The organism is Sphingobacterium sp. CZ-2 (genome assembly GCF_004526235.1).
Classification (GTDB): Bacteria; Bacteroidota; Bacteroidia; order Sphingobacteriales; family Sphingobacteriaceae; genus Sphingobacterium; species Sphingobacterium tenebrionis.
Genome location: NZ_CP038159.1, coordinates 2,174,199 through 2,200,167, shown reverse-complemented (window position 1 = coordinate 2,200,167; position 25,969 = coordinate 2,174,199). Strand labels below are relative to the sequence as shown.

23 protein-coding genes are annotated in these 25,969 nt (G+C 42.6%); 6 read left to right on the top strand and 17 right to left on the bottom strand.

Annotation, left to right across the window (positions count from 1 at the left end; genetic code table 11):
• Nucleotides 1-97: 97 nt before the first annotated feature.
• The 4 genes from E3D81_RS09735 to E3D81_RS09720 all read right to left on the bottom strand — a co-directional run bounded on the left by E3D81_RS09735 (nucleotide 98) and on the right by E3D81_RS09720 (nucleotide 4,962).
• A complete protein-coding gene (locus E3D81_RS09735) occupies nucleotides 98-1,141 on the bottom strand; it encodes an SGNH/GDSL hydrolase family protein (protein ID WP_167554270.1) in 1,044 nt (347 codons plus the stop codon).
• Nucleotides 1,142-1,206: 65 nt separating this feature from the next.
• Nucleotides 1,207-2,022, bottom strand: coding sequence for a DUF1080 domain-containing protein (locus E3D81_RS09730; RefSeq protein ID WP_099367601.1), 816 nt, complete (start codon nucleotides 2,020-2,022; stop codon nucleotides 1,207-1,209).
• 59 nt (nucleotides 2,023-2,081) lie between these two features.
• A complete protein-coding gene (locus E3D81_RS09725) occupies nucleotides 2,082-4,571 on the bottom strand; it encodes an outer membrane beta-barrel family protein (protein WP_099367600.1) in 2,490 nt (829 codons plus the stop codon).
• 109 nt (nucleotides 4,572-4,680) lie between these two features.
• The gene (locus E3D81_RS09720) at nucleotides 4,681-4,962 is read right to left on the bottom strand and encodes an ATP-dependent Clp protease adaptor ClpS (RefSeq protein WP_099367599.1); all 282 of its coding nucleotides are present in this window, start codon (nucleotides 4,960-4,962) and stop codon (nucleotides 4,681-4,683) included.
• Between the two features lie 68 nt (nucleotides 4,963-5,030).
• Between E3D81_RS09720 and E3D81_RS09715 the strand changes: the two genes are divergently transcribed.
• Nucleotides 5,031-6,077 (top strand): 3-oxoacyl-ACP synthase III family protein, encoded by a 1,047-nt coding sequence (locus E3D81_RS09715; RefSeq protein ID WP_099367598.1) that lies wholly within the window; start codon nucleotides 5,031-5,033, stop codon nucleotides 6,075-6,077.
• Nucleotides 6,078-6,272: 195 nt separating this feature from the next.
• Here E3D81_RS09715 and E3D81_RS09710 read toward each other — a convergent pair whose 3' ends face one another.
• The 10 genes from E3D81_RS09710 to E3D81_RS09665 form a co-directional block, all read right to left on the bottom strand.
• Nucleotides 6,273-6,905: a sterol desaturase family protein gene (locus E3D81_RS09710; RefSeq protein WP_245153187.1), complete on the bottom strand. Its 633-nt coding sequence runs from the start codon at nucleotides 6,903-6,905 to the stop codon at nucleotides 6,273-6,275.
• Nucleotides 6,906-7,163: 258 nt separating this feature from the next.
• Nucleotides 7,164-8,042, bottom strand: a complete 879-nt coding sequence (gene atpG / locus E3D81_RS09705) for an ATP synthase F1 subunit gamma (RefSeq protein ID WP_099367597.1) — start codon at nucleotides 8,040-8,042, stop codon at nucleotides 7,164-7,166.
• Between the two features lie 117 nt (nucleotides 8,043-8,159).
• The gene (gene atpA, locus E3D81_RS09700; RefSeq protein WP_099367596.1) at nucleotides 8,160-9,734 is read right to left on the bottom strand and encodes a F0F1 ATP synthase subunit alpha; all 1,575 of its coding nucleotides are present in this window, start codon (nucleotides 9,732-9,734) and stop codon (nucleotides 8,160-8,162) included.
• 57 nt (nucleotides 9,735-9,791) lie between these two features.
• Nucleotides 9,792-10,337 (bottom strand): ATP synthase F1 subunit delta, encoded by a 546-nt coding sequence (gene atpH, locus E3D81_RS09695; RefSeq protein WP_099367595.1) that lies wholly within the window; start codon nucleotides 10,335-10,337, stop codon nucleotides 9,792-9,794.
• A gap of 25 nt (nucleotides 10,338-10,362) precedes the next feature.
• On the bottom strand, nucleotides 10,363-10,863 hold the full coding sequence (locus tag E3D81_RS09690; protein ID WP_099367594.1) for a F0F1 ATP synthase subunit B: 501 nt from the start codon (nucleotides 10,861-10,863) through the stop codon (nucleotides 10,363-10,365).
• A gap of 110 nt (nucleotides 10,864-10,973) precedes the next feature.
• Nucleotides 10,974-11,165 carry an ATP synthase F0 subunit C gene (atpE, locus tag E3D81_RS09685; protein ID WP_099367593.1) on the bottom strand — a complete coding sequence of 64 codons (192 nt, stop codon included), beginning with the start codon at nucleotides 11,163-11,165 and terminating at the stop codon, nucleotides 10,974-10,976.
• Between the two features lie 38 nt (nucleotides 11,166-11,203).
• Nucleotides 11,204-12,289 carry a F0F1 ATP synthase subunit A gene (atpB, locus tag E3D81_RS09680; protein ID WP_134777282.1) on the bottom strand — a complete coding sequence of 362 codons (1,086 nt, stop codon included), beginning with the start codon at nucleotides 12,287-12,289 and terminating at the stop codon, nucleotides 11,204-11,206.
• An 88-nt stretch (nucleotides 12,290-12,377) separates the two neighbouring features.
• The gene (locus tag E3D81_RS09675; RefSeq protein ID WP_134777281.1) at nucleotides 12,378-12,782 is read right to left on the bottom strand and encodes a hypothetical protein; all 405 of its coding nucleotides are present in this window, start codon (nucleotides 12,780-12,782) and stop codon (nucleotides 12,378-12,380) included.
• Nucleotides 12,775-13,005, bottom strand: a complete 231-nt coding sequence (locus E3D81_RS09670; protein WP_410528424.1) for an AtpZ/AtpI family protein — start codon at nucleotides 13,003-13,005, stop codon at nucleotides 12,775-12,777. Before E3D81_RS09670 ends, E3D81_RS09675 begins: the two co-directional genes overlap by 8 nt.
• Nucleotides 13,006-13,040: 35 nt before the next feature.
• The gene (locus E3D81_RS09665; protein WP_134777280.1) at nucleotides 13,041-15,275 is read right to left on the bottom strand and encodes a helix-turn-helix domain-containing protein; all 2,235 of its coding nucleotides are present in this window, start codon (nucleotides 15,273-15,275) and stop codon (nucleotides 13,041-13,043) included.
• A 110-nt stretch (nucleotides 15,276-15,385) separates the two neighbouring features.
• Here E3D81_RS09665 and E3D81_RS09660 point away from each other — a divergent pair, with 110 nt between their 5' ends.
• The 3 genes from E3D81_RS09660 (at nucleotide 15,386) to E3D81_RS09650 (ending at nucleotide 20,203) form a co-directional block, all read left to right on the top strand.
• Nucleotides 15,386-15,886 (top strand): phosphoheptose isomerase, encoded by a 501-nt coding sequence (locus E3D81_RS09660; protein WP_099367588.1) that lies wholly within the window; start codon nucleotides 15,386-15,388, stop codon nucleotides 15,884-15,886.
• A 599-nt stretch (nucleotides 15,887-16,485) separates the two neighbouring features.
• Nucleotides 16,486-18,342 (top strand): DNA topoisomerase IV subunit B, encoded by a 1,857-nt coding sequence (locus E3D81_RS09655; protein WP_134777279.1) that lies wholly within the window; start codon nucleotides 16,486-16,488, stop codon nucleotides 18,340-18,342.
• Nucleotides 18,343-18,421: 79 nt separating this feature from the next.
• A complete protein-coding gene (locus tag E3D81_RS09650; protein WP_134777278.1) occupies nucleotides 18,422-20,203 on the top strand; it encodes a hypothetical protein in 1,782 nt (593 codons plus the stop codon).
• Between the two features lie 79 nt (nucleotides 20,204-20,282).
• On the opposite strand, the gene E3D81_RS09645 is transcribed toward E3D81_RS09650, so the two are convergent.
• From E3D81_RS09645 to E3D81_RS09635, 3 genes are all read right to left on the bottom strand, one after another.
• Nucleotides 20,283-21,185 (bottom strand): class I SAM-dependent methyltransferase, encoded by a 903-nt coding sequence (locus E3D81_RS09645; RefSeq protein WP_245153186.1) that lies wholly within the window; start codon nucleotides 21,183-21,185, stop codon nucleotides 20,283-20,285.
• 74 nt (nucleotides 21,186-21,259) lie between these two features.
• Nucleotides 21,260-22,018 carry an ABC transporter ATP-binding protein gene (locus tag E3D81_RS09640; RefSeq protein WP_099365816.1) on the bottom strand — a complete coding sequence of 253 codons (759 nt, stop codon included), beginning with the start codon at nucleotides 22,016-22,018 and terminating at the stop codon, nucleotides 21,260-21,262.
• A gap of 5 nt (nucleotides 22,019-22,023) precedes the next feature.
• Nucleotides 22,024-22,758 (bottom strand): MlaE family ABC transporter permease, encoded by a 735-nt coding sequence (locus E3D81_RS09635; protein WP_099365817.1) that lies wholly within the window; start codon nucleotides 22,756-22,758, stop codon nucleotides 22,024-22,026.
• 157 nt (nucleotides 22,759-22,915) lie between these two features.
• Between E3D81_RS09635 and E3D81_RS09630 the strand changes: the two genes are divergently transcribed.
• Nucleotides 22,916-23,818, top strand: coding sequence for a LiaI-LiaF-like domain-containing protein (locus E3D81_RS09630; protein ID WP_134777276.1), 903 nt, complete (start codon nucleotides 22,916-22,918; stop codon nucleotides 23,816-23,818).
• Nucleotides 23,819-23,846: 28 nt separating this feature from the next.
• Nucleotides 23,847-25,853 (top strand): (E)-4-hydroxy-3-methylbut-2-enyl-diphosphate synthase, encoded by a 2,007-nt coding sequence (gene ispG, locus E3D81_RS09625; protein ID WP_134777275.1) that lies wholly within the window; start codon nucleotides 23,847-23,849, stop codon nucleotides 25,851-25,853.
• Nucleotides 25,854-25,969: the final 116 nt, after the last annotated feature.

The following is a 25,969-nucleotide window of genomic DNA, read 5'->3' as shown; positions in this document are numbered from 1 at the left end:
ACGAAGGGCCGCCCAATGACGCAAGGCGGCCCAATGACGTAAAAATCCTCGCAATGACGCAGGGCGGACTAATACCTGTCACATTAATTCAAAACCATTATCTCAAAACCTTCCTCAACAACTCCTTATAAGCCTTAGCGATCTTCTCCATCCCAATATCATTCGGATGCGCATAATCAACCGTATTATCAATATCCAGCCCAATATCCTCACTACTCAACCAATACAAATTCTTCACCCCTTTTTTCTTCAAACCATCTATCGTCTCTCTACCAATCCTCGAGCTCTCCTTAAAATTATCATTGGGCTTCCCGTTCAAGATCCCCGGCACCTCGCTCGAACTATGCTCCGCCATAATGATCGGCGTAGTGGGATGATCTTTCCGCAAAAACTCCACGGCATGCTCAATCAAAGCCTTTAACTTCGCCGCATCCCTATCCTTCGTCAATCCCAAATTCGGAATACAATCCAAAATATAAACGGATGCATCCACCTTATTGATCAGATCAAGAATAGGTTGCTCCAACCTTCCATTTCCTGAAAAAGCCAGATTGATCACTTCCTGCTCAAAATTCCTTCCCAATATATTCGTCCAGCCCAATCCTGGCCTGGTCGCACAAGCACCTTGTGCAATACTGGTCCCATAAACCACAATAGGCTTACCCTCCGATTTCAAAAAAGAAATCGGCTCTGCACTTGAAGTTCCTATTTCCATCCATTCCACCTTATTGTACATAGGCAGGTACAATCGATACTCATAACTAGGATGCGAACCTAAGTTCTTAAAAGTATAAGTAATCGTATCCTTAAAACTATAGCCCCCATGCGCCCATTTCCAGGAATTATCCTGAGGATCCTTCGCATACAAATCCAATCCACTCACCCCCGTACTCGGCATATGCGGCATGTTCAATGCTCCCTTAACCTGATACTTCACCGTAATCTCTTCCGCGGCAGTTTTAAAATCAATATAAACCCCTGCAGATTGATTACCCAAATTCCAGACTGGTTCTCTTACCGACTCCTTCAAAGCCAAAGGCAGACGTGCAAAACCATCCGATTCCAACACTTCTTTCGATCTCCCCTGGATCACCTTTTCTGTCAATGGATTTCGCCAGGTCAGCTCTTGCGCCTGAAGCATAAAAATTCCTATACAAAAAAGAGAGCTTAATAGGCTCTCTTTCATAAACTTGAATTTCTTCAACATTACAATACTTTTACGGTAACATTTTTCAACCAGATATCATCGCCATGATCTTGGAATCCGATCACACCTGATTTCGTTTTGCCACCTACATTATTTAACAATTCGAACGCCAATGGCCATTTTGCCTGCGAAAACTTACTCGCTTGCAACAATGCTGTCCATTCTGGAGTCCATAACGTATATTCAACGACCTTCTCGTCATTTTGAAAATGTGTTACTTTTCCTTTGTTCACTACAATTTTCGCTCGGTTCCATTCGCCCGCAGGGAATGAATTCTGAGGTTTTGCAGGGATCATATCGTATAAGGAAGCCGATTTACGGTTGCCATCAACCCCCTGCTTCGCATCAGGATGGTTTTGGTTATCCAACAATTGGTATTCCGGACTCGATACATAGATTGGTTGTCCTTTCACTTCTTTTGCTAGGAAAAATACGCCCGAGTTTCCAGCATGAGAAATTTTCCATTCAAATTCCAATTCGAAGTTTTTAAAGTCGTGGGCAAAGATAATATCTCCACCTTCAGCCTTATCAACCCCTTTTGGAGTTTTCGAGAATTTTAAGGTACCATCCTCAATACCCCATTTATTAGGGACATGATTCTTGTTGTAACCTCTCCAGCCATTTAAAGAAGATCCATCAAACAAAACATAAGCACCTGCGGAGTTCTTTTTGAAATCCTTGATGTTTACTTTTGGAAGATTCTCTAATTCATACGCTGGTCCTGTTTGGTTTGTTACTGTTGAACTTTTGCTTGCACAGGCAGCAAAGGTAAGCCCAATCGCGCCTATCAAAATGAACACAAAGTTTCTCTTCATAGTTATAGTTGATTTATTTGAAGGACTAAATTTAATTAAACAAATCGTAAAAACAAGAATTAAAATTGTTGTCCGCCCATATCATCCATATCCCCATTTTCTTCACGCTTCTTTTTGCTCATGTCCTGAATTCCGAAACGGTAGGAGAAAGATAGGGTGAACATTCTACGCATCCAACGGTGTGAAAAGTTGATTTTTTTATCCGGAAGGTAGTTCTCCATTTCAAAACGACGGCTGTTGAACACGTCCCTTACATTGAACATGATATTCGCTTTGTTGTTGAATAAATCCTTGCGTAATGCCACATCAACGCCGGTCATTGGCTTCATTTCTCCCTGAAGGGTTTTCATTCCACTACGATAATCTCCACGCACCTGAGCCGAGAATGTCGGTGTGAATTTCACATTGGTCGTCAGGTTACCATGGTAGTTGAAACTAGAGGACGAACGAACATCAAATCCTGATTTCGGCTCTATATTCATGTAGAATAAGTTGGCATTGGCCGTAAGATCCCACCATTTGAATACATTGATCTTGGAGATCAACTCGAATCCCATGGAATTATTGTTCGCTACATTTTCCCATTTTGAATAGGTGATGTTACTACGATCACCAACAATGTCCTGGATCAAGGAATCTGGATAGATGAAAGGTTGGAACATATCGTTTACTCGACGGTAATAGGCCGATGAAACAAAGTTCCAGTTATCATAGAATTTTGAGAAACTCAATTCTACCGCATGGATATCCTGTGGCATTAGATTCGGGTTACCTTGGCGATAGTTCTGCTCATCAGAGATATCCAGAAAAGGATTCACTTGCCAGCCACGAGGACGCTCTACCCTACGTGTATAGCTCAATTGTACTTTATCGCTGTTTCCTTCACCCACATCATAACTCAAGAACAAGCTTGGGTAAAGACGGAAGTAATCCAGCTTCCCATCAGTAGCTCGTTGATTTTCTGGAATAGATGGATCCAAAGAATAATAGGTAGAGTTTAAATAGGCTTGTTCTGCCCTTAAACCGATCTGTGCACCAAATTTGGAGGTTAATTTCTTTTGATAATTGGCGTATAAGGCATGAACGGTACTGTTCATGTCAAAATCATTGCTTACGTTATAGTCCGGCAGGAAGCTATTGCTCAGGGTATCCATCAACTCCGAATACTGGTGGTCTTGAGAGGTACGGATAATCGAGCGGTAACCAGCTTCCAGTTTATGGTCTTCAGCAAATGGCAATGTATAATCCAATTGGAAGTTCCAGTTCTGTCCTCTTTCGGAGGTGGTATTCTGGCGGACCAGGTCTTTTCTATTGCTGGCATATGTCTGATGGAAATCGTTCGTACCATCCTCCTCATCATTACCAAAGGATATATTTGCCAACAATTCCTCGCCCTCACGTTTGAATTCCTGTTTAAAATCAAACATCAGGTCTACACCAAAATCCTTTTCTGCCTGTGCAGATTTACGGAAACTGCTGGAACCATAGTCTGGAATATTCCAGTAGGTATAATTAATATCTTGTGTCCTATCATTATCACGGAAACTCAGGTTTCCTGCTAAACTTAAGGTTGTTTTATCCGACGCATAATAATCTGTTCCTAAACGTACGGTATGATTATAGCCCAATCGTTTACTTTCATCCGTTGAATAGGTCCTCGGACTTGCATCTGTGATCTGTCCGTTGATATAATCGGTGTTATCGGTATATCCTCCACCGACCATGTTTCTACGGCTAAAATTATAGCTTCCGAAATAATTTACTTTTCCAGGTCTGTAATTCAGGGTAAGACCCGCATTGGCATTCTCGTAGGATCCAATGGAAGCATTAACCGAACCGTTCAAACCTGTGCGGATATTTTTCTTTAGGATGATGTTTACAATTCCGGATTGCCCTTCCGCATCGTGTTTCGCAGATGGGTTCGTCATGATCTCTACCTTGGAGATCGCATCTGCAGGTAAAGATTGCAAGAAGGCATTGATATCAGAACCGGCCATGGCAGATTCCTTACCATCCACCAGGATACGAACATTGGATGAGCCTCTTAAACTGATGGATCCATCGGATTGCACCTGTAAAGTAGGCACATTGCCCAATAGATCTTGTGCAGAACCTCCTACACTGACCATACTCTGGGAAACATCAAATACTTTTTTATCGATTCCGATCTGTAGATCGGGTGTCCTTCCCTGTACAACGACTTCGGAGATCAATTCACCTTGTTCTTGTAGGGATATCTTACCCAAGTTGATATCTTCATTGGCTTTTACCACGAAGTTCTCACGGGTATAAGTTTGGTACCCTTGAAAGGTAATCTGGAGATGATAGGTCCCTGGATCGACCTGTTGGATACTGAATCTACCGTTTTCGCCAGCTTGTTGTCCACGGATATAAGCACGATTTACGGTGGATAATAAGCTTACGCTTGCCCCAACCGCCGGACTTACACTATCCTGTTTGACTACAGAACCCTGGATGGTAACTTGTTGTGCGAATAAGATTACGGGAAATAAAAAAAGGATCGAAATAGAAAGTTTTCTAAATAGCATATAGATGTAACGTTGTGATTTACATCCGCAAAAATGCATATTATAATATGAACCAAGCCTATCGTAACTGCATTATTACGCTGCTTTCTATACAAGATTACGCTGTTTTCTATTCAATCGACACAGTCAATCCTTCAGATTTAAGGACTTTTCGGTAAACTTCCATCTCGGTGTAGGAACCTTCCAGAATGGCACATTTTCCTTTGGTATGAACGGTCCAGGCAATCCGGGCACTTTCCTCTTCAGAGTACTGCAAATAATGCATCAGACAATAAATGACATGATCAAAAGTATTGATGTCATCGTTCCAAAGGATCAGTTTATTGGATTCCTTGGTTCCGGCCAATATCTCTTCTAGAGTAAATGTTTCCTGTTCAACCTCTACGCTCATAAGGCAAAAATAGCTTATTTTTCAAATAATTCTTTATTTTAGCTGAATTGTTTACTTAAAATAACCCTATGTTTCAGTCAAAGATTGCTGGTTTGGGATACTACGTCCCAAAAAACGTATATACAAATAATGATCTCACTAGATTTATGGAAACTAGTGATGAGTGGATCCAAGAGCGTACCGGGATAAAGGAACGCCGTTATGCGGATCGTATTGGTGAAACAACAACCAGCATGGCTGTGGAAGCCTCCAAGATTGCCATTGAACGTGCGAATACTACAGCAGAAGAGATCGATTTCGTGATTTTTGCGACCTTATCGCCGGATTATTACTTTCCGGGATGTGGGGTGTTGTTGCAACGGGAAATGGGGATGAAAGAAATTGGCGCTTTGGATGTTAGGAATCAATGTTCGGGTTTTGTCTATGCTCTTTCTATCGCCGATCAGTTCATTAAAACCGGAATGTATAAGAACATCCTGGTAGTGGGATCGGAGAAACATTCCTTTGCGTTGGATTTCTCGACACGAGGAAGAGCCGTTTCGGTCATCTTTGGTGATGGTGCCGGTGCTGTGGTGCTACAGCCAACAACGGAGGAAGGGAAAGGAATTTTGAGTACCCACCTGCATTCGGATGGTGCTGATGCCGAGAAATTGGCGATGTACTTTCCAGGAGCATCCGCAGGTTATTATTTAGAGGAGATGCCGAAATGGCCGGATGTGGAATTGGGAGAGATGTTGATGACCAAAGAGATGTTGGAGGATGGATCTGCATTTCCTTATATGGATGGTCAGGCGGTTTTCAAAAAGGCGGTAGTGAAGTTTCCGGAGGTGATTGGCGAGGCTTTGGCAAAGAATAATTTGAAATCTACGGATATTGATATGTTGATCCCGCATCAGGCGAATTTGCGGATCTCGCAATTTGTACAGAAGACGTTAGGATTGGGAGATGATCAGGTTTTTAATAATATTCAAAAATATGGGAATACGACGGCTGCATCTGTGCCGATTGCATTATGTGAAGCCTGGGAACAAGGAAAGATAAAGGATGGGGATTTGGTTTGTTTAGCAGCCTTTGGCGCTGGCTTTACGTGGGGATCGGCGTTGATTCGCTGGTAAGGGTTTCTCGACGAACCATCGTCATTGCGAGGAGGCACGAGGAAGCAATCTTTTCATCGTTAATGCGAGGAGGCACAACGAAGCAAAATTTTCTTCGTCATTGCGAGGAACGAAGCAACCTTCCGATATGTGTAAAGATTGCTTCGTTCCTCGCAATGACGGATAAAGTTCCTCGCAATGACGGGTAAAGTTCCCCTACTTCCCTCTCCCCCTCTTAAACCCAGAGCCAAAAATCACATCCCAAATCATCGAACTCACACCAAATCCCCTATCCGGTTCTGCATAATGATGCAACATATGATGATCTTTAATCTTCTTAAACAACCCCGATTTAAAATTCGCATGGTGCATGGCATAATGGCACTCATCATAAATCAAATACCCCATCAAAAAACCACCAAAAAATGCTCCCAAAGTATACTCTCCAAAAAATAAACTGAAAAGAAAATAAATAATTGCAGCCATTGGAATACTTGCCGACAATGGCATTACCAACCTCAACCTATCCTTCGGAAAATCGTGATGCACACCATGAAAGATAAAATGTATCCGTTGTCCCCATTTAGAACTCGGTTCATAATGAAAAACCCACCTGTGCAGTACATATTCCGCCAAGGTCCAAAAGGCTAATCCAAACAGGTAATACCCGATTACAGTTCCCACAGAAAGATCTCCAGGTACCAAAGCCCTCCAAACAAAGAACACAATAACCGGGATCCAAAAGATCAAAGGAACCGACCAATGCACCTTGGTTAGCGACTCCAGAAAGTCATTTTTAAACATCCGACTGGACTCTGTAGAATTGGATACATATAATTTCTTGGCCATAACAACAATAAATAAATCTAAAAAAAGCTGGTCTATCACATTGAACCAACTAAAAAAGAATTCGTTTGCTTTTGAGTTAAAAACAAAAATAGCCAATATGCCTAGAAATAAAAGAAAAAACTATTTTTTTGACAAAAGAAGGATAATGGTCAGAAATTGAGAAGGGGAGAGAATATCGGAAATGCATTTGATGCTTCTCTGAAATAAAAAAAGCCATGAATAAATCATGGCTTTTCCTTATAGAATTTAATTGTTTTATTATCCGTTGGATAGCGCTGCAGCACCGGAAACAATCTCTGTTAACTCGGTTGTAATAGCAGCCTGACGTGCTTGGTTGTACGACAATTTCAATTGACGCAATAAATCACCCGCATTCTCTGTCGCTTTATCCATTGCAGTCATACGCGCACCATGTTCCGAAGCATTCGAATCCAATACTGCTTTGTACAACTGGATCTTGATCGCTTTTGGAATAAGCTCTTCAATGATCTTTTCTTTCGATGGCTCGATGATATAATCCAATTCAGCTACATCTTCATTTTTCTCTTCTGGCAATAGAGGTAAGATTTGCTCGGAAGTCAAAATCTGAACAGCAGCATTACGGAATTGGTTATAAACCACCTCAACACGGTCAATATTTCCTTCTTTGAACTGCTCCATGGCATATTCAGTAACCTTAGAAACATTTTCAAAATCTAGATTATTGAAAAGTTCATTATGGTTACCAATAACATTGAAGCTACGTCTAGTGAAGAAATCATGACCTCTTTTACCGATAGCAATAATGCTCACATCGCCTCTGGCAAATTGATCTGCATATTTATTCGCGATCAAGTTGTTTGCCGTTTTGATAGCATTCGCATTAAAAGCCCCCGCCAAACCCCTATTGGAAGTCACCACGATGATCAACACCTTCGTAGGGATACGATCTTGGGTAAAAGGCGAGTTATTGCCCTCTACAGATGCTGAAACTTGCGCTAAAATCTCTCTCAATTTAGTCGCATAAGGACGCAATTGAACGATTGCATTCGTCGCACGTTTCAACTTCGCTGCAGATACCATTTTCATCGCTTTGGTAATCTGTTGCGTAGAGGATACGGAGGTAATCCGGTTTCTAACTTCTTTTAAATTTGCCATATATGTTTTATAGTAGATGTTAGATATTAGACGGTAGATATTAGATGTAAGGTCTCTTATCTATAATCTAACATCTATTATCTATCATCTATTATCTAAATCCCACTTAAGGACTAATTAATATTTAGATGCTAATTCCTTAGCTACTTTTTCTAATACGTCAGTTAACTCATCAGAGAACTTACCAGCTTTCAACGCTGACAATACTTCTGGATGACGTTGCTCTAATTGCGTCAAGTATTCGTTTTCGAATTCTCTTACTTTAGCAACTGGAACATTACGTAGTAAACCTTTTGTACCTGCGTAGATGATCGCTACTTGCTTCTCTACAGATACTGGTGAATATTGACCTTGTTTAAGGATCTCCACGTTACGGATACCTTTATCTAATACTGCTTTTGTAGCCGCATCTAGGTCAGAACCGAATTTAGCAAAAGCTTCCAATTCACGGAACTGTGCTTGATCTAATTTCAAGGTACCAGCAACTTTCTTCATTGATTTGATCTGCGCGTTACCACCTACACGGGATACCGAGATACCTACGTTGATCGCTGGACGGATACCTGCGTTGAACAAGTTCGATTCCAAGAAGATCTGACCGTCAGTAATGGAAATTACGTTGGTAGGGATATAAGCCGATACGTCACCCGCTTGAGTTTCGATGATCGGAAGTGCTGTTAATGAACCACCACCTTTAACCAAGTGCTTGATAGACTCAGGAAGGTCGTTCATGTTACGTGCGATATCATCAGAAGTGTTGATTTTCGCAGCACGCTCCAATAAACGGGAGTGAAGGTAGAATACGTCTCCTGGGTATGCCTCACGGCCTGGAGGACGTTTCAATAATAAAGACACCTCACGGTATGCTACCGCTTGTTTTGACAAGTCATCATAAACGATCAATGCCGGACGTCCTGTATCACGGAAGTACTCTCCGATAGCAGCACCCGCCATTGGCGCGTAGAATTGCATAGGTGCAGGATCCGCAGCAGAAGCAGAAACAACTACCGTATAAGGTAATGCGCCTCTTTCTTCCAACACGCGAACGATGTTAGCTACAGTAGAGTTTTTCTGACCTACAGCAACATATATACAGAATACAGGTTGACCTGCATCGTAAAATTCTTTTTGGTTAAGGATCGTGTCGATACAAACAGCTGTTTTACCTGTCTGACGGTCACCGATCACTAGCTCACGCTGTCCACGACCTACAGGGATCATCGCGTCGATCGCTTTGATACCAGTCTGTAATGGCTCAGTTACTGGCTGACGATAGATTACTCCAGGAGCTTTACGTTCAATCGGCATCTCGTAAGTATCACCAGCAATAGGTCCTTTACCATCGATTGGCTGACCTAAAGTGTTTACCACACGGCCCAACATACCTTCACCTACTTTAATAGATGCGATACGGTTAGTACGTTTGATGGTGTCTCCTTCTTTGATGGAATCCGAAGAACCCAAAAGTACAACACCCACGTTGTCTTCTTCTAAGTTCATCACAATACCTTGTAATCCGTTAGGGAACTCAACCAACTCTCCTGATTGAACTTTTGTTAAGCCGTAAATACGAGCGATACCATCACCTACTTGAAGGACAGTACCTACTTCTTCTAATTCGGCCGCTGACTTAAAGCCTGACAATTGCTCTCTAAGAATTGCCGAAACTTCATCTGGTCTTACCTCTATCATTGTTAAATTCGTATAAGGGGTTTTTTATTCTATTTTATCTTTAAGCTATTCCTTGGGTTATACACCAAGATTAGCAAAATGTCTTTCTAACTTATTCAATTTACCTTGAATACTTTCATCCAATTGTCTGTCGCCAACCTTCACGATGAAACCACCGATCAACGATTCGTCAACTTTATTGGTCAATACAACCTGTGCATTGATCTGCTCACCGATAGCCTTTTTCAACTCTTCGATATTGGCATCAGAAAGTTTGGCAGCCGAGATCACCTCAGCCTTCACAATTCCTTTTACCTCATTGTATTCACGGATAAATTCTTGTGCCGTTGCATAGATCAATTCCGCACGACCTTTTTTGGCCATGATATTGAAAAATCCAATGATCTCCGGCTTTACTTTATCTGCAAAAAGTGCGTTCAATACCGCTACTTTTTTATCTGTTTTGATGATTGGGTTGTTCAAAACCGCTTGTAGTTCCGTGCTTGTCTTGATCACAGAAACCACACTGTCCATATCGGTCTTCACCTCGTCCAAGTTGTTGTGCTCTTGGGCAAGATCGATAAGGGACTTGGCGTATCTTGAAGCTACTTTAAAAACTGACATAGTTTAATTTTAATCTGTTAACCAATTAGTTTAATTTAACATCTTTCAACAAATCAGAAACTAAAGCTTCTTGTTTGTTTTGGTCTTCAAATTCTTTGGTCAATACTTTGCGAGCGATCTCTAAAGATAAAGTAGACACTTGGTTTTTAACCTCTGCCAATGCTTTAAGCTTTTGATCTTCGATTTCACGTTTTGCATTTTCGATCATCTTAGCACCTTCTACTTGAGAAGCAGCTTTAGCGTCTGCAATCAATTTATCGCTTAATTGCTTCGCCTCTTTCAAAATGATATCACGCTCTTCACGTGCTTCTTTCAATAACTGTTCGTTTTCATTCGTCAAACGAGCCATTTCCAATTTTGCTTTTTCCGCAGAAGCCAAAGCATCAGCAATGCCCTTTTCACGGTCTTCTAAAGCGTCTACAATCGGTCTCCAAGCAAACTTACCTAATAATACGATTACGATTAATAGGATGATGGTTTGCCAAAAAACCAACCCTAATGAAAAATCTTGAATTAAAGCGTCCATTTATTTTCGATATAAGTATATGTATATTTTATAATTTTTTGTCTTTGATAAACATAACTTGCAACCAACCGTTGCAAGTTACGTCTATTGTTTTTTTGATAAGCCTGAGCTTATTTACCTAAGATTAAAGCACCGAATGCTAAACCTTCTACTAGGGCTCCGATGATGATCATCGCAGTTTGGATTTTAGATGCTGCTTCTGGTTGACGAGCGATAGCTTCCATTGCTGAACCACCGATTTTACCTAAACCTAAACCAGCTCCGATAACGATCAAACCTGCTCCTACTAAATTTGGAATCATAACAATTTTATATTTAAAAATTTAACAAAAAATTCGAATTAATGATGTGCGTGCTCTTCTACCGCCATACCAATAAATAGGGATGACAACATGGTAAAGATAAACGCCTGTAAAAATGCAACCAAAAGCTCCAAGAAGAACAATACCAAGGTCAATAACATCGATACACCGATACTACCACCAACGGTCAATTCTTGCTGAAACAAATAGACGATGGCGATCAAACCAAATACTACCGAGTGACCTGCAGTGATGTTCGCAAATAAACGAAGCATCAAGGAGAATGGTTTGGTCAACATACCCAACACCTCAATTGGTGCTAAGATAAATTTGAAAGGAACCGGAACACCTGGCATCCAGAAAATATGTTTCCAGTAATCTTTGTTTGCTTTGAATGTGGTAATAAAGAAAGTAAACAAAGCCAAAACCAAGGTTACTGTAATATTACCTGTTACGTTGAACCCTAGTGGGGTCAATCCTAAAATGTTCAACAAGAAGATCAAGAAAAATACCGATAACAAGTATGGCATGAATTCTTTATAACGGTGGCCGATATTTGGAACCGCCATTTCATCACGTACGTAAAGCACCAAAGGTTCTAAAACACGTCCTACTCCTTTTGGAATAGCATTAGCGCCATTCTTATAGGTTTTCGCTAAGCTCATGAAGCCTATGAAAAGTAATAAAGCCGCCAACATTAAACCTACCACGTTTTTAGTTATGGAGAAATCCAATGGTTTCGCATTGGTAGGATGCTGGTGGTCATCATAAGTGATGGTACCTGCCGCGTCGGTTTTGTAGATTTTGCTGTGGTATAATTTGTAATAATTACCGTCTTTTTCCACTACTTTTTTCCCATGGTCAAATTCTGCAGCAGAGAAGATCTTCAATCCATTATCGATTAAGATAACTGGCAATGGGAATCCATAACTGTGACCAGTTTTGGAATTGGTAGCGAAGTTAAAGTAATAATCGTCCTTTAAGTGGTGTTGGATGTGAGCATTGATCTCTTCTGGAGAGGATACTTCCCCTGTTGAAGGTGCGACCTCAGCAGCTGATCTGAATGGGTTTGCAGTGAATAAAATCACCGTCAATAATAAAAGTACTTTCTTAAGACTCACCATTTTAAATAATGTTGAATTATGACAAATTTTGCGCAAAAATACAATTTTATTTTGCATTAGTCCACAAATGTTTAAACTTTTTGAAAATTTACTTTTTAGGCTCTGGTTCATGCTGATTTACAAGGTAATACGCAACGAAGGCATCATACCCTAAATAAATGAAAAACACCACCATAAAATTGAGTTCGATAAAATCGTTCTCCAACAAGTTTATACCCTCGTGGATATAAAAATAACTGGCCGCAGCCTTGATCGTCATCCCGATCAAAAAAGCAAATCCAGTTTGGGTCGGCATCGAGTAATCCACCCCTACATAAACCATTGCCATCACCAAAGAAGCAATCGCGCAGAAAGCATACATGCCCAACAGACTATATCCACTCCCGATCCACCAATGGTCGAGATCGTTATACTGTAAAACAGCGTAATGGATACCAAAACTGATCCCAGTAACGGCAATTAAAACGAGTATTAACAAAAGGAATTTATTCATTTTTATTGATATAGTTTACTTGTCTAATCATTTGGTACATGGATGCCAACACCCCCACGATTGTCAACCCCTTCATCCACCATTCCCCTTCGACCTCAAACTTGCGGTCCAAAAGGGTCCCGATCCAATAAAAAAGGTAAATTGTCGCCCCTATCTGAAAGGGCATGGATGTAAAAACGATCCATTTATTTACTTTTTTCGATTTCGGTTTTTCGTTTTCCAAGGGTATGATGTCGTTAGCTTATCCCGCAAATATAATTAAATAACATGAGGATTAGCATCCTGCTCCTTGCTAATTTCAAGATGCTTTTGGGCAACCTTAATGGCAGGATAATCCACTTTTAGATCCATCAATTGACGGATTTCGCTGGAGGAAGCATCGGGATGTTTCTCCAAAACCGCAATAATTTCCTGTAGCGTCTGTTCATCCAAGAGATCGGTGGCTTCAACATCCTGACCAATAAAATGGATCAGATGCCCATAGATGGTCCCCGCCACCATGCTTCTTTTTTCTGCAATTTCTTCGATATCCATGCCCTCCAGGTACATATCCAAAGAAATCTGTTTCGTGTCTTTTTCCTTTTCATCATCCCCACTCTTCAGTTGGTCGTCCTTTGGTCGTTCCCAATTCAACAGCTCTTCCGAAAGGTCGGCATCCGATTTGGTCAATTCTTCCGCAATGGTCTGACTATGTTTCAGTTGCTCAAACTTCCGCTTGAAATCCAACAATAATTCCTTCAGGGAACTGATATATTTTTTCGTACGCTTTTTTACTTTCCATTCATCGATATGTTTCTCCAAAGGTTCCAAACAGTCCTTCTGAAAATTAGGGATAAACCAATTGACCGCAGCTTTGGATCTTTCACAGATTTTCTCGTAATCGGTATCCTCCTTTTGGGCCAATAACTGATACAATTGGGTAATGAACTTATTGGCAACCTGCTCCTGGCCTTTCACCTTGTCCAACATCTGCTTCAGCAGCTCCAATGCTTCCTCTTTCTGTTCGATTTTTTTCCCTTCCAGGTCTTCCACCAAGAGGTTCAGGGATTCGCTCAGGCTGTTCCAACGAAAGCTATGCAATAAGATCTGCCCCAAGTATCGGCGGCGGCTTTCCTGCAGAATAGGCGCCAAATCACCAATGGCTTCCATCTGGTTCATGAAATTCACCACCTGAAAATCGGTACGGATGGCATGGCTAGGGATCTTTGAACGCAGCACCAAACCTTCCAGTCCGGTCAAACGGCTGAGCGCCACATAGACCTGCCCCGCTGCAAAGGAAGTTCCAGCATCAATAATAGCCTTTTCAAAAGTAAGACCCTGGCTTTTGTGGATGGTGATCGCCCAGGCCAATCGTAAGGGAAATTGCGAAAAGGTACCGAGAACCTCCTCTTCTATCTTATCTTCCCCTTTATTGTAGGAATATCGGATGTTCTCCCAGGTCTCCCGTTTCACTTCCACATCCTCCTCCCCATTCGGAAAGGTCACTATCACTTTATGTTTATCAATATTGATCTCTTTAACGGTTCCAATTTTACCATTGTAGTACCTTCTATCCTCGCCCACATCATTCTTGATGAACATCACCTGCGCCCCTTCCCGAAGGCTCAACATCTCATCCACCGGATACATACTGTTCTGGAAATCATCCGTAATAATGGATTTGATCTGGTAGAGTTTGGAATCCAAACTATCCAACTGCTCCTGGTTGATCTTATCGGCCAAGCGGTTGTGTGAGGTCAGCGTGATATACTGTTCGTCCCTGGGTGCAACAAAGTCTTCTTTATAATGGCTGTTCAGGTCCTCCAGATCATCATTCGTCGTCTGGTTGTTCCTGATTTTATTCAATATACCGATAAAACGGTCGTCCTGCTGCCTGTAAATCTTTTTCAATTCGATCAAGATAGGCGGCTGTTGCTTGAAAACCTTGGCCTCAAAGAAGAACGGGCTTTTGTAGTAATCCCGAAGTACCTGCCATTCCCGATCTTGTACCACGGGAGGCAACTGGTAGAGATCCCCGATGAACAAGAGCTGCACACCACCAAATGGTCGCATGTCCCTTCGAACACTCTTCAGAATGACATCAATGGCATCCAAAGTGTCCGCACGGACCATGGAAACCTCATCGATGACCAACAATTCCAACTCCTGAAGGATAGCCCTTCTGTTCTTGGTCAGTTTGATAGTACTGAAAAGCCGATGTTTATTATAGATGTTTTGGTCCTGATCGCCCCATTGAATCGGATAATCTTCGATAAAGGTGCCGAATGGCAACCAGAATAGCGCATGCAATGTCGTTCCACCGGCATTCATCGCCGCCACACCAGTAGGCGCGGTGATCGCCATTTTCTTATAGCTATTCTCCCGGATATACTTCAGGAAAGTAGTCTTTCCAGTTCCTGCCTTTCCTGTCAGGAAGATAGGCTGTTGGGTCTGGTTTACAAAGGCTACGGCTTGTGCGAATATATCGTTTTGATGATCTAATGGTAATGACATAAGGCTTCTTCTAGAATTACAAATATACGGTAAATAGGCTTATTCAATTGGTTCAGCCCTTGTTTTAATACAAAAGTTATATTATCTTCACGAAAGAAAACTTAATAACCATGACATATATTGATAAGAGCGATTTATTCCAGGAAATTGAAACAAAGTTGACTGATAAAGGCTTCAAGATTGAAAGCATCGATCAGAACAGACCCTGGGGCGGATTTTTTGTGATCAATGAAGAGCAAGCGCAGGAGTTTGCGAACGCCTACTTTGAAGGGTTGGATGTGCAGGATTTGAAGATATCCGGGAAGTTAAGCCCAAAAGTATTGGTGGTTGGTCCTAACAAGCGTTTATCATGGCAGTACCACCATCGCAGAGCGGAAATCTGGAGAGTGATCCGTGGTGAGGTGGGTGTTGTAACAAGCCCTGATGATGAAGAACACGAATTGAAGATCTTGAAAGAAGGCGATACTATTCGTTTGAGTCAAGGAGAGAGACACCGTTTGGTAGGAATGGGAAATTATGGTGTGGTGGCTGAGATTTGGCAACATACCGATGGATCTAATCCTTCTGATGAAAGTGATATCGTAAGGGTTCAGGACGATTTCGGAAGATAGGTTTTTTTAGCTATCCCCGTCATCGCGAGGCTTTCCGTCATTGCAAGCCCTACCGTCATTGCGAGGAGGCACGACGAAGCAATCTTTCTCTTTGTCATACTATCTTACCCTTTGTCATCCTGAGCGCAGTCGAAGGATCTGTACGGTTGTACACGAACAGATGGTTCGACTACGCTCACCATGACAGAGACGGAAAGATTGCTTCGTTCCTCGCAATGACGCTTTTTTTGTCTTATTCCTTACCCCTACACCTCCCACCACCTCCCATCACCAATCCCATCACCAATCCCACCACCTCCTTCCACCATCCCCCAACACCTCCCTTCTCCATTCCCTCCATCCCCTACACCTCCCCTTTCCCCGCTTGACCTTCGAGTCAAAACCATACTGAAAGTAACCTAAAAGTATGCTTTTCCTATGCAAACCATACAAAAACCCTACTAACACCCTATTAAACCCATACTTTCAGCTCGAAGCATAGGAACAAGTCCTACCACTTCATCAACCATAACAAAATGACCCAAAAAATTTTATATTTTTGCGAAGGTTCATAAATCAACCAAGAAGAATATTCCAGCAAACTCAAAACAAGACAACAAATGACAGCATATAACGAAGATAGTATACGTTCGCTAGATTGGAAAGAACATATCCGCCTAAGACCGGGTATGTATATTGGAAAATTGGGTGATGGTTCTGCCTATGATGATGGTATCTATGTCCTTTTAAAGGAAGTGGTAGACAATTCCATCGATGAATTTGTTATGGGTGCTGGAAAAACCATCGATATCACCGTCAATGAGAACCGGGTAACCGTTCGGGATTACGGGCGCGGAATTCCGATCGGTTCTGTGGTTGATGTGGTTTCAAAAATAAATACCGGAGGTAAATACGACAGTAAGGCCTTCCAAAAATCCGTGGGATTAAACGGGGTGGGTACCAAGGCTGTCAATGCCCTGTCCAATCAATTCACGGTACAATCCTACCGCCAAGGTGTCACCCGTATTGCCCAATTCAGCAAAGGCGAGCTGTTGGCCGATGAGCAAAAAGACACTACCCAACGAAATGGAACATCCGTCACCTTCTACCCAGACGATTCCATTTTCAGAAACTATAAATACCGTTCCGAATTTGTGGAGAACATGATCTGGAATTATGTTTTTCTAAATTCCGGGCTCACCATCAATTTCAATGGCCAGAAGTTCATTTCCGAAAATGGATTAAAGGATTTGTTGGAAAGAAATGTAGACACGGAAAGCATGCGCTATCCAATCATCCACTTGAAAGGGGAAGATATCGAAATAGCGATGACCCACGGCCAGGGATATGGAGAAGAGTATTATTCCTTTGTGAATGGTCAACATACCACCCAAGGTGGTACCCATCAGGCGGCATATCGCGAAGCGGTGGTAAAAACCATCCGTGAATTCTATAAGAAAGAGTTTGATGCTTCCGACATCCGTTCATCCATCATTGGGGCCATTGCCATCAAGGTACAGGAGCCGGTATTCGAATCCCAAACAAAAACAAAATTAGGATCCCAGAGTGTAGGCCCTGATGGACCAACCGTTCGTACCTTCATCAACGATTTTGTGAAGAAGGCTTTGGACGACTACCTGCACAAGAACCCTGCAACGGCTGAAGCCCTGCAAAAGCGTATCCTTCAATCGGAAAGAGAACGCAAGGATATCGCGGGGATCAAGAAATTGGCCAACGAAAGGGCTAAAAAAGCCTCTCTACATAATCGTAAGCTCCGGGACTGCAAGATTCATTTCAGCGATAAACACGAGCGTAATTTAGAAACTACCCTATTCATCACCGAGGGTGATTCGGCGAGTGGATCCATCACCAAATCCAGGGATGTACAAACACAAGCCGTATTCAGTCTGAAAGGGAAACCGTTGAACTCCTTCGGATTGACCAAAAAGATCGTGTATGAAAATGAGGAATTCAACCTTCTTCAACATGCCTTGAACATCGAAGATGGTATCGAAGGGCTACGTTATAACAACATCGTGATTGCAACAGATGCCGATGTGGATGGTATGCACATCCGTTTGCTGATCATGACCTTCTTCCTTCAGTTCTTCCCCGATCTGGTAAAAGCCGGACATGTGTCCATCCTTCAGACCCCATTATTCCGGGTTAGGAACAAGAAAGAAACCATTTATTGCTATTCCGACGAAGAAAGAATCCGGGCCATCAACAAATTAGGCGCAAAACCAGAAATTACCCGATTCAAAGGACTTGGTGAAATCTCGCCGAGTGAATTCGGACTGTTCATAGGTGGCGACATGCGTTTGGAACCGGTAATCCTGTCCAAGGACAATAGATTGAGCCAGTTGTTGGAGTATTACATGGGCAAGAACACACCGGATAGACAGCATCATATCGTCAATAACCTGCGTGTGGAATTGGATACCGAAGAAGAAATGACCAAGGAAGCGGTTGTGTGATGAAGATCACTTTTCCTTCCTAATTATCATTACTTTTTAATCCAGGATTTCTTTGCTATTTGCGTCAGTTTAAAATTACATGACGCATTCATTCCATATCCCTGTTTTAGGTTTAGCTTTTTCCGTAGATACGGCCATTAAGGTCGCCCAATTTGGTATTTCATCCGTGGTATCCATTGTGGATGATGAATTACTGGAGCGACTTCGCGCCTACTATTCCAACGAAAACCAGCTTGAATACGAAGCCATTGGGGAACACATGGAAGATGCTCGGGCAAGAAGAATAACCGCCTACTTGGATATGATCCAGGTATTGGTGGACAAGCAACTTGTACACTTAAAAAGCTGTGATTGGTTGCAGGATGAAACCGCCATCAAATATTTTTCGCTGCTACCGGAGCAACATCCTTCCAGAAACCTTTTTCAGCAATGGCGGGATACCAATTCTTCAGGCGAAAAGGAAAGATTAAAAACAGCGATCTGCGAGGCCATGCTACCGGGCGATATTGATGTCAACATCATGTCCAAGGTAGATAAGATCAATTATTCCAAAGATGGCGAGATGCTTTCGGAATATTATTCCGATGCTACAGCAGCCGTTCGAGGTTTTGCCAACAGCAGCTTACGATCTTCCGTTGTGCTATCGGCCGGAATGAACCCGCGATTATATGGTCAACTCCAGGAATTCCCCCAATTCTTCCCAGACGAGCATGGGAATTTCACCAAAAAAATAACCTTAAAAGTGTCTGATTACCGATCAGCGCTGATCCAAGCGAAATATTTAGCAAAACGAGGTATTTGGATTTCCGAATACCGGATAGAATCGGGCCTTAATTGCGGAGGTCATGCGTTTGCCACCGATGGTTTCTTATTAGGGCCGATTCTTGAAGAATTCAAAATAAATAAAGCTGCCCTGTCGGAAGAGATTTTTCCGTTGTACCAGGCAGCATTAAGCGAAATAGGTCGAGAAATTGAACATGTTCCTGGCATTCGGCTTACCGTTCAGGGTGGCGTGGGAACTACCCAGGAACATCAATTTCTTTTAGACTATTATGGGTTTGATGCCGTAGGATGGGGTTCCCCTTTCCTATTGGTGCCCGAAGCAACGACCGTTGATGAGGAAACCCTGAACAACTTAGCGAATGCCGCTCCGGAGGACTTCTATATCAGCAATGCCTCCCCATTGGGTGTTCCGTTCAATAATTTCCGGAAAAGTACGGCCGAACAATCGCGTTTATCCCGAATAGCCAAAGGTCGCCCGGGATTCCCTTGTACCAAGAAATACCTGGTCTCGGATAGCACCTATTCCGATGAACCCCAATGTACCGCTAGTCGTGTATATCAGGTGAACAAGATCAAGGATTTAGATCAGGCGGGATTGAATGCCCAGGAATACGAAAAAGCCTATCAGAAGATTGTAGAGAAACAATGTCTATGTGAAGGGCTGGCCACACCAGCCTACCTGAAGTACCAGATTCTCAAACCAAGGGAAAGATCGGCGGTGGCCATCTGCCCAGGACCTAATACGGCATATTTCAACAAGACCTATTCCCTTCAGGAAATGGTAGACCATATCTATGGCAGAATCAATGTACTTCAAGGGGTCAAAAGACCGTCCATGTTCATTAATGAACTGGAATTATACGTCAACCACCTAAGTAACTACATACAGGAAAACCTGTTGGATCTGGATGTAAAAAAGAAAAAGTATATCTATAAATTTCAAAATCAATTGGTCGAAGGCATTGCCTATTACAGGTCCTTACAGGATCGGGTGAGCCAGGTTTTTGGAGAGTCTAAGGCAGCTTTTCAGGAACAATTGGCCAATTATGAAAATCAGCTTAAACCGCTCATTGTGTAATTTAATTGCCTACTGTGAAAAATGGAAAGCAGCCGTCGTGATGATGGCTGCTTTTATTTTTTAAGGTATATAAAGCTGTTTATTTAGCGAATTTGCGGAATTTTCCGAATACGCCTAAAGGAAGTTTAGGACCAGCAGTTGCCTGCAGATAAAGTTCGCCGATTTCCAGGTTCTCCACCTTCGGAAAAGAGGTCTTGATCAGGTTTTCCACGATCACCGATGAGAAACCTAACGAATAGGTATTCAGAATCAGGAAGTGTTCCTTTGGATCCAATAGTTTGACGACATCCTGCATCATTTCCATGATATGGTCTTCCAACTTCCACTTCTCCCCTTTTGGACCATGTCCATAAGCCGGCGGATCCAGGATGATCCCATTATAGGTATTGCCCCTTTTCAGCTCCCTTTTCACAAATTTCAAGGCATCTTCTACCACCCAGCGGATATCGCTTATGCCGGAGATCTCCTGGTTTTCATTCGCCCAGGTTACCACCTGTTTGATCGAATCCACATGCGTCGTATCCGCCCCTGCTGCTTTAGCAATCAAGGAAGCCCCACCCGTATAGGCAAATAAATTCAATACTTTTGGATTAGGGGTTTTGAATCCTTTCACAGATTCTGAAATATAATCCCAGTTCACGGCCTGCTCCGGAAAAATCCCTACATGCTTGAAGGAGGTCAATCCCAATCGGAATTTAATGGCTACATCCTTGTTTTTGTACTGGATATGCCACCTATCTGGTGATTTAGGGTTCTTTTTCAACCATTCTCCACTTGTTGCAGAACGACCTTTGAATTTGATGTGGTAGCGTTTGTTCCATTCGGCATCGCCTAAAGCTTTCGGCCATACAGCCTGTGGCTCCGGACGGATCAGAATCAGCTCGCCGAATCGTTCCAATTTTTCAAAATCACCACAATCGATCAGTTCATAATCTTTCCAGTGCTGTGGTGTCAGTAATTGTATGGGAGAATTTGTATTCAAAACAGTAAATTTTGGCAAAGATAGCAAATAAGGAATAATATCCTCTATGTACGCAGGTTCTACTCCCTCAGGTTCTACTTCTTCATGGTATCGCGAGCTGCTTTCATCAAAGGACTCGCAAATACAAATTCGTTCAGCTCCTTATTGTCCGATTTCAGCATATCCTGGTTAGAACCTTCCCAATATTTCTTCCCTTTGTACAGGAACATGATATATTGTCCGATCCCCATCACGGAGTTCATATCATGGGTTACCACTACGGTGGTGGAATTGTATTCTTCGGTCAGTTCTTGGATCAGTTCATCAATGAGGATGGAGGTGGCTGGGTCTAATCCGGAATTGGGCTCATCACAAAAAAGGTATTTTGGGTTCATGGCGATCGCCCTGGCAATACCCACCCGTTTTTTCATACCTCCGGATAATTCCGCTGGGAACAATTTGTTCTTTCCAGCAAGATTCACCCGCTCCAAACAGAAATTTGCACGATCCAACTTTTCAGATTTGCTCATCTCCGAGAACATATCCAAGGTAAAAACGATGTTCTGTTCTACGGTCATGGAGTCGAAAAGCGCTGAGTTCTGGAAAAGCATACCTATTTCCTTACGGATTGGCACCTTTTCCTCAAAGTCCATCTTGGAAAATTCCTTACCATCAAAAAACACCTTTCCCTTGTCTGGTTGATGCAGGCCGACGATACATTTCAGCACCGTACTTTTTCCAGATCCAGAACCTCCAATAATGAGGCTGACCTTTCCTGGTTCAAAAGTAGCACTGATCCCGTCCAATACGAGGTTATCCCCAAAAGATTTATGAATATCTTGAATTTCAATCATTTACATTACAACATTAAAGCAGTTATCAAATAGTCACAGGCAAGAATGGTAATACAACCAATCACAACTGCTCTGGTACCTGCTTGTCCAACTTCCAAAGCCCCACCACGTACATTAAAACCTTTGTATGCCGGCACCGAAGTGATGATAAAACCAAATACAAAAGCTTTTACCATAGCTACAGCTACCGTAAAACCATTGAATCCGGATCGGATACCTTCATTATAATCATCCACGGTCACAGCTCCGGAGAGCGACCCGCCAATAAGACCACCTACGATAGCACAAAAGATAGCCACTGTTACCAAAACAGGCACCATGATGACCCCAGCTATGATCTTCGGAAGGATGAGGTATCCCGCCGCGTTTATCCCCATGATTTCCAGTGCATCGATCTGCTCGGTTACCCGCATGGAACCAATCTGGGAAGAAATGGAGGACCCCACCTTTCCCATCAAAACCAAGGCAGAGATGGTAGGTCCAAGTTCCAAAATATTAGAGTCACGGTTGATCGAACCGATAACCGAGGTTGGGATCAGGTCGGAAACCAATTGAAAGGCAATCTGCATGGTCATTACCGCCCCGATAAAGGTGGAAATAATCAGGATCAAGCCCAAAGAACCCACACCAATATCACTCATCTCATGGAGGACTTCCTTCCAGTAAATTTTCCATTTTTCGGGTTTCCGAAAAACCTTCTTCAACAACAATATGTAGTCGCCGATATAGTAGAATATCATATCAATATATTTAGCATCCGTTCAAGATAACAATTCTGTGGAATTATTTCACCGACAAATCTAATTCATTTACCGAAAATTTAGGCAACATAGCCTATTTTCAGTTAATTAATTTGTATAATCGTACTAGTTTTGACGACAACAAAACAAATAAACAATGAACAACAAAATAGCAACAGGCATCTGGCTAGTCTTTATTGGACTGGTTGTCCTCCTTCATAACCTGCATGTCATCGACTTTAACTTTATTGGTGCCATTAAATATTGGCCTTTATTGTTGGTATCCATTGGTATAGGTTTTTTATTGCAGAACCGCAAGAATACCGCCTGGATCCTTGCTGCCTGTAACATCATCATCTGTTCCTTTATCTTTTATCAGGGCGTAACGTCAAAAGACACCATCTTTGATTCGTTTACAGCAGTTAGTGATGATGCCGAATTTATTCCTGCCAACTCGATAGGTAAATCTTCGGAAGGAATCGCTGAACGTATTACCCTTAAATTTAATGGTGGGGCAGCTAAGTACATCATGAATACCGACATCAGTACGGATTCCCTTTTCCGTGCAAGCACCGATAGCCCTAACTCTTCCCTTTCGTTGAGCAATACGGATGAAATCAATAACTTCACGATAAATACGCAGATCAAGTCCAGCAAATACGCCAAGAACAAGATTTTTGTAGGTTTGAACCCGAATCATATCTGGGATCTGGAATACAATATCGGTGCGGCCAGCATCAGTGCTGATTTCAAGAAACTGAAATTGGGATCCTTGAGCATCAATTCGGGTGCGACCAGTTTGGACATGTACCTTCCTGTTCCGATCGAGGGCGATCATTTAATCGATATCAACACCGCTGCTTCCAGCATCAAGTTATTTTTGCCGAAGGGAGCCGATTGTAGCGTTGAAACCGACTCTTTTCTGTCCAGCAATAAATTTGAAGATGTGGATTTCAGCGATGATAAGATCCGAAAAACTTCGGGATACGATAAATCCAACAGCCGCTATACGATCAAAGTGGATGGCGCAGCAAATTCATTGACCATTTTACGCTATTAACTTTTAAAAATAGCTAACTTTGTGCGGTATGGACAGCTTGAAATCATCAGAATTAGCAGGGGGATATTGTAATTCAAAAACAACGTATAGTCGGTTTTTGACGAGAGAAGTACAGATTGGGGATATTCCCATGGGTGGAAATCAACCTATCCGCATCCAGAGTATGACGACAGTGGACACCATGGATACCATGGGTTCGGTGGAACAGACCATCAAGATGGTGGATGCAGGATGTGAGTATGTCCGCATTACGGCTCCTAGCATCAAGGAAGCCGAAAATCTAGCAAACATCAAGAAAGAATTACGCTACAGAGGTTATCAAGTCCCTTTGGTGGCGGATATACATTTCACGCCGAATGCTGCGGAAGTAGCGGCGAGGATCGTGGAAAAAGTGCGCGTGAATCCAGGTAATTATGCCGATAAGAAGAAGTTCGACCAGATCGATTATACCGATGCCGCTTATCAAGCAGAGTTGGATAGGATCTATAAGAAATTCGCGCCATTGGTGGGTATCTGTAAGGAATATGGTACTGCCATGCGTATCGGAACCAACCATGGTTCTTTGTCGGACCGCATCATGAGCCGTTATGGAGATACCCCAGAAGGCATGGTGGAGTCGGCCTTGGAATTCATCCGAATCTGTGAGGATCTGAATTACTACAACTTGGTGGTTTCCATGAAATCTTCCAATCCACAGGTGATGGTGCAGGCTTATCGCTTGTTGGTCGAGAAAATGGTTGCCGAGAACATGAATTATCCTTTGCATCTTGGCGTTACGGAAGCTGGTGATGGCGAGGATGGCCGGATTAAATCGGCAGTGGGGATCGGGACCTTGTTGGAGGATGGACTTGGCGATACCGTGCGTGTTTCTTTGACGGAAGAACCGGAGAAGGAAGCTCCAGTAGCCATTGCTTTGGTAAACCGCTACAGCAATCGGAAAGCAGCCATTGAATCTGAACCCAAACGGGAAATCCTGCAATTGCCATCGGTATCAAGAGAGACCAAAAGATATGAGTCTTCGGAGGTAAACGCCTTTATTGGGGGTTCTTTGGTGCCGAGGATTGTGGTGGATATCACACAGAAAAACCTAAAAGATCCTTTTATCCTTACGGAAGTAGGCTATAAATACGATGCGGTGTTGGATAAATACCATATGGGCGACCAATCGGTAGATTTTGTTTACCTGGGCGATCAATTGCCTTCGTTTACTATGCCTGGCAACCTGAAACAGCTATATAATTATAAAACCTGGTTGGGTTTAAGCAATAAGGCAAACATGCATCCGATCTATTCTTTGGAGGAATTTAATGAAGCCAAGGAAAAGGATGCTGCCATGAACCTGATCTATATCAGCAATGATGAGCTGCAATCCGAAGCTTTTGCGCAATTGGCCATCGATAAAACTGTGGTTTTTATCTTGGAGACCGATCATCTGCATGGTATGGCGGATCAGCGTCAGTTTTTTGCGAACCTCCAGGAAATCGGAATTGATAATCCGGTGATTTTGAAGAGAAGTTATGCGGTGGAAGAATTTTCGGGACCAATGGGAGACATTATGGATCCGGAGGAACCGATCTCGAAGATACAGCTCTATGCTGCGACTGATTTTGGTGCGTTATTGATCGATGGATTGGGGTCTGGGATTTGGTTGGATAGCCCAGCGACTCCAACTGATAAGATTGCTTCGGTATCTTTTGGGATTTTGCAAGCTACAAGGTCTAGGATCTCTAAAACGGAATATATTTCTTGCCCGAGTTGTGGTAGGACTTTGTTTGATCTGCAGGAAACTACGCAGATGATAAGAAGTAGGACTAACCACTTGAAAGGATTGAAAATTGGGATTATGGGTTGTATTGTGAATGGACCGGGTGAGATGGCTGATGCGGATTATGGGTATGTAGGTGCTGGCCCGGATAAGATAACGTTGTATAGAGGGAAGCAGGTGGTGAAGAAAAATGTTTCTTCAGCGAATGCATTGGATGAGTTGATTGAGATTATTAAGTCTGATGGACTTTGGGTGGAGATGGAAGGGTAGAAAGTAGAAGTTATTGGGAGTAGGCTTTGCGTCATTGCGAGGAGGCTTGGCGTAATCGCGAGGAACTGTACGTCATTGCGAGGAACGAAGCAATCTTTACCCATGTCATGGTGAGC

Bases quoted from the DNA above. Each gene is read 5' to 3' on its own strand.
- atpH (WP_099367595.1), bottom strand. From the start codon at position 10,337: ATGTCAGTTTTTAAAGTAGCTTCAAGATACGCCAAGTCCCTTATCGAT.
- E3D81_RS09730 (WP_099367601.1), bottom strand. From the start codon at position 2,022: ATGAAGAGAAACTTTGTGTTCATTTTGATAGGCGCGATTGGGCTTACC.
- E3D81_RS09725 (WP_099367600.1), bottom strand. From the start codon at position 4,571: ATGCTATTTAGAAAACTTTCTATTTCGATCCTTTTTTTATTTCCCGTA.
- atpB (WP_134777282.1), bottom strand. From the start codon at position 12,289: ATGGTGAGTCTTAAGAAAGTACTTTTATTATTGACGGTGATTTTATTC.
- atpA (WP_099367596.1), bottom strand. From the start codon at position 9,734: ATGATAGAGGTAAGACCAGATGAAGTTTCGGCAATTCTTAGAGAGCAA.
- E3D81_RS09635 (WP_099365817.1), bottom strand. From the start codon at position 22,758: ATGATATTCTACTATATCGGCGACTACATATTGTTGTTGAAGAAGGTT.
- E3D81_RS09690 (WP_099367594.1), bottom strand. From the start codon at position 10,863: ATGGACGCTTTAATTCAAGATTTTTCATTAGGGTTGGTTTTTTGGCAA.
- E3D81_RS09660 (WP_099367588.1), top strand. From the start codon at position 15,386: ATGACATATATTGATAAGAGCGATTTATTCCAGGAAATTGAAACAAAG.
- E3D81_RS09675 (WP_134777281.1), bottom strand. From the start codon at position 12,782: ATGAATAAATTCCTTTTGTTAATACTCGTTTTAATTGCCGTTACTGGG.
- E3D81_RS09650 (WP_134777278.1), top strand. From the start codon at position 18,422: ATGACGCATTCATTCCATATCCCTGTTTTAGGTTTAGCTTTTTCCGTA.
- E3D81_RS09715 (WP_099367598.1), top strand. From the start codon at position 5,031: ATGTTTCAGTCAAAGATTGCTGGTTTGGGATACTACGTCCCAAAAAAC.
- E3D81_RS09735 (WP_167554270.1), bottom strand. From the start codon at position 1,141: ATGCTTCAGGCGCAAGAGCTGACCTGGCGAAATCCATTGACAGAAAAG.
- E3D81_RS09640 (WP_099365816.1), bottom strand. From the start codon at position 22,018: ATGATTGAAATTCAAGATATTCATAAATCTTTTGGGGATAACCTCGTA.
- E3D81_RS09655 (WP_134777279.1), top strand. From the start codon at position 16,486: ATGACAGCATATAACGAAGATAGTATACGTTCGCTAGATTGGAAAGAA.
- atpG (WP_099367597.1), bottom strand. From the start codon at position 8,042: ATGGCAAATTTAAAAGAAGTTAGAAACCGGATTACCTCCGTATCCTCT.
- ispG (WP_134777275.1), top strand. From the start codon at position 23,847: ATGGACAGCTTGAAATCATCAGAATTAGCAGGGGGATATTGTAATTCA.
- E3D81_RS09630 (WP_134777276.1), top strand. From the start codon at position 22,916: ATGAACAACAAAATAGCAACAGGCATCTGGCTAGTCTTTATTGGACTG.
- atpE (WP_099367593.1), bottom strand. From the start codon at position 11,165: ATGATTCCAAATTTAGTAGGAGCAGGTTTGATCGTTATCGGAGCTGGT.
- E3D81_RS09720 (WP_099367599.1), bottom strand. From the start codon at position 4,962: ATGAGCGTAGAGGTTGAACAGGAAACATTTACTCTAGAAGAGATATTG.
- E3D81_RS09710 (WP_245153187.1), bottom strand. From the start codon at position 6,905: ATGGCCAAGAAATTATATGTATCCAATTCTACAGAGTCCAGTCGGATG.
- E3D81_RS09665 (WP_134777280.1), bottom strand. From the start codon at position 15,275: ATGTCATTACCATTAGATCATCAAAACGATATATTCGCACAAGCCGTA.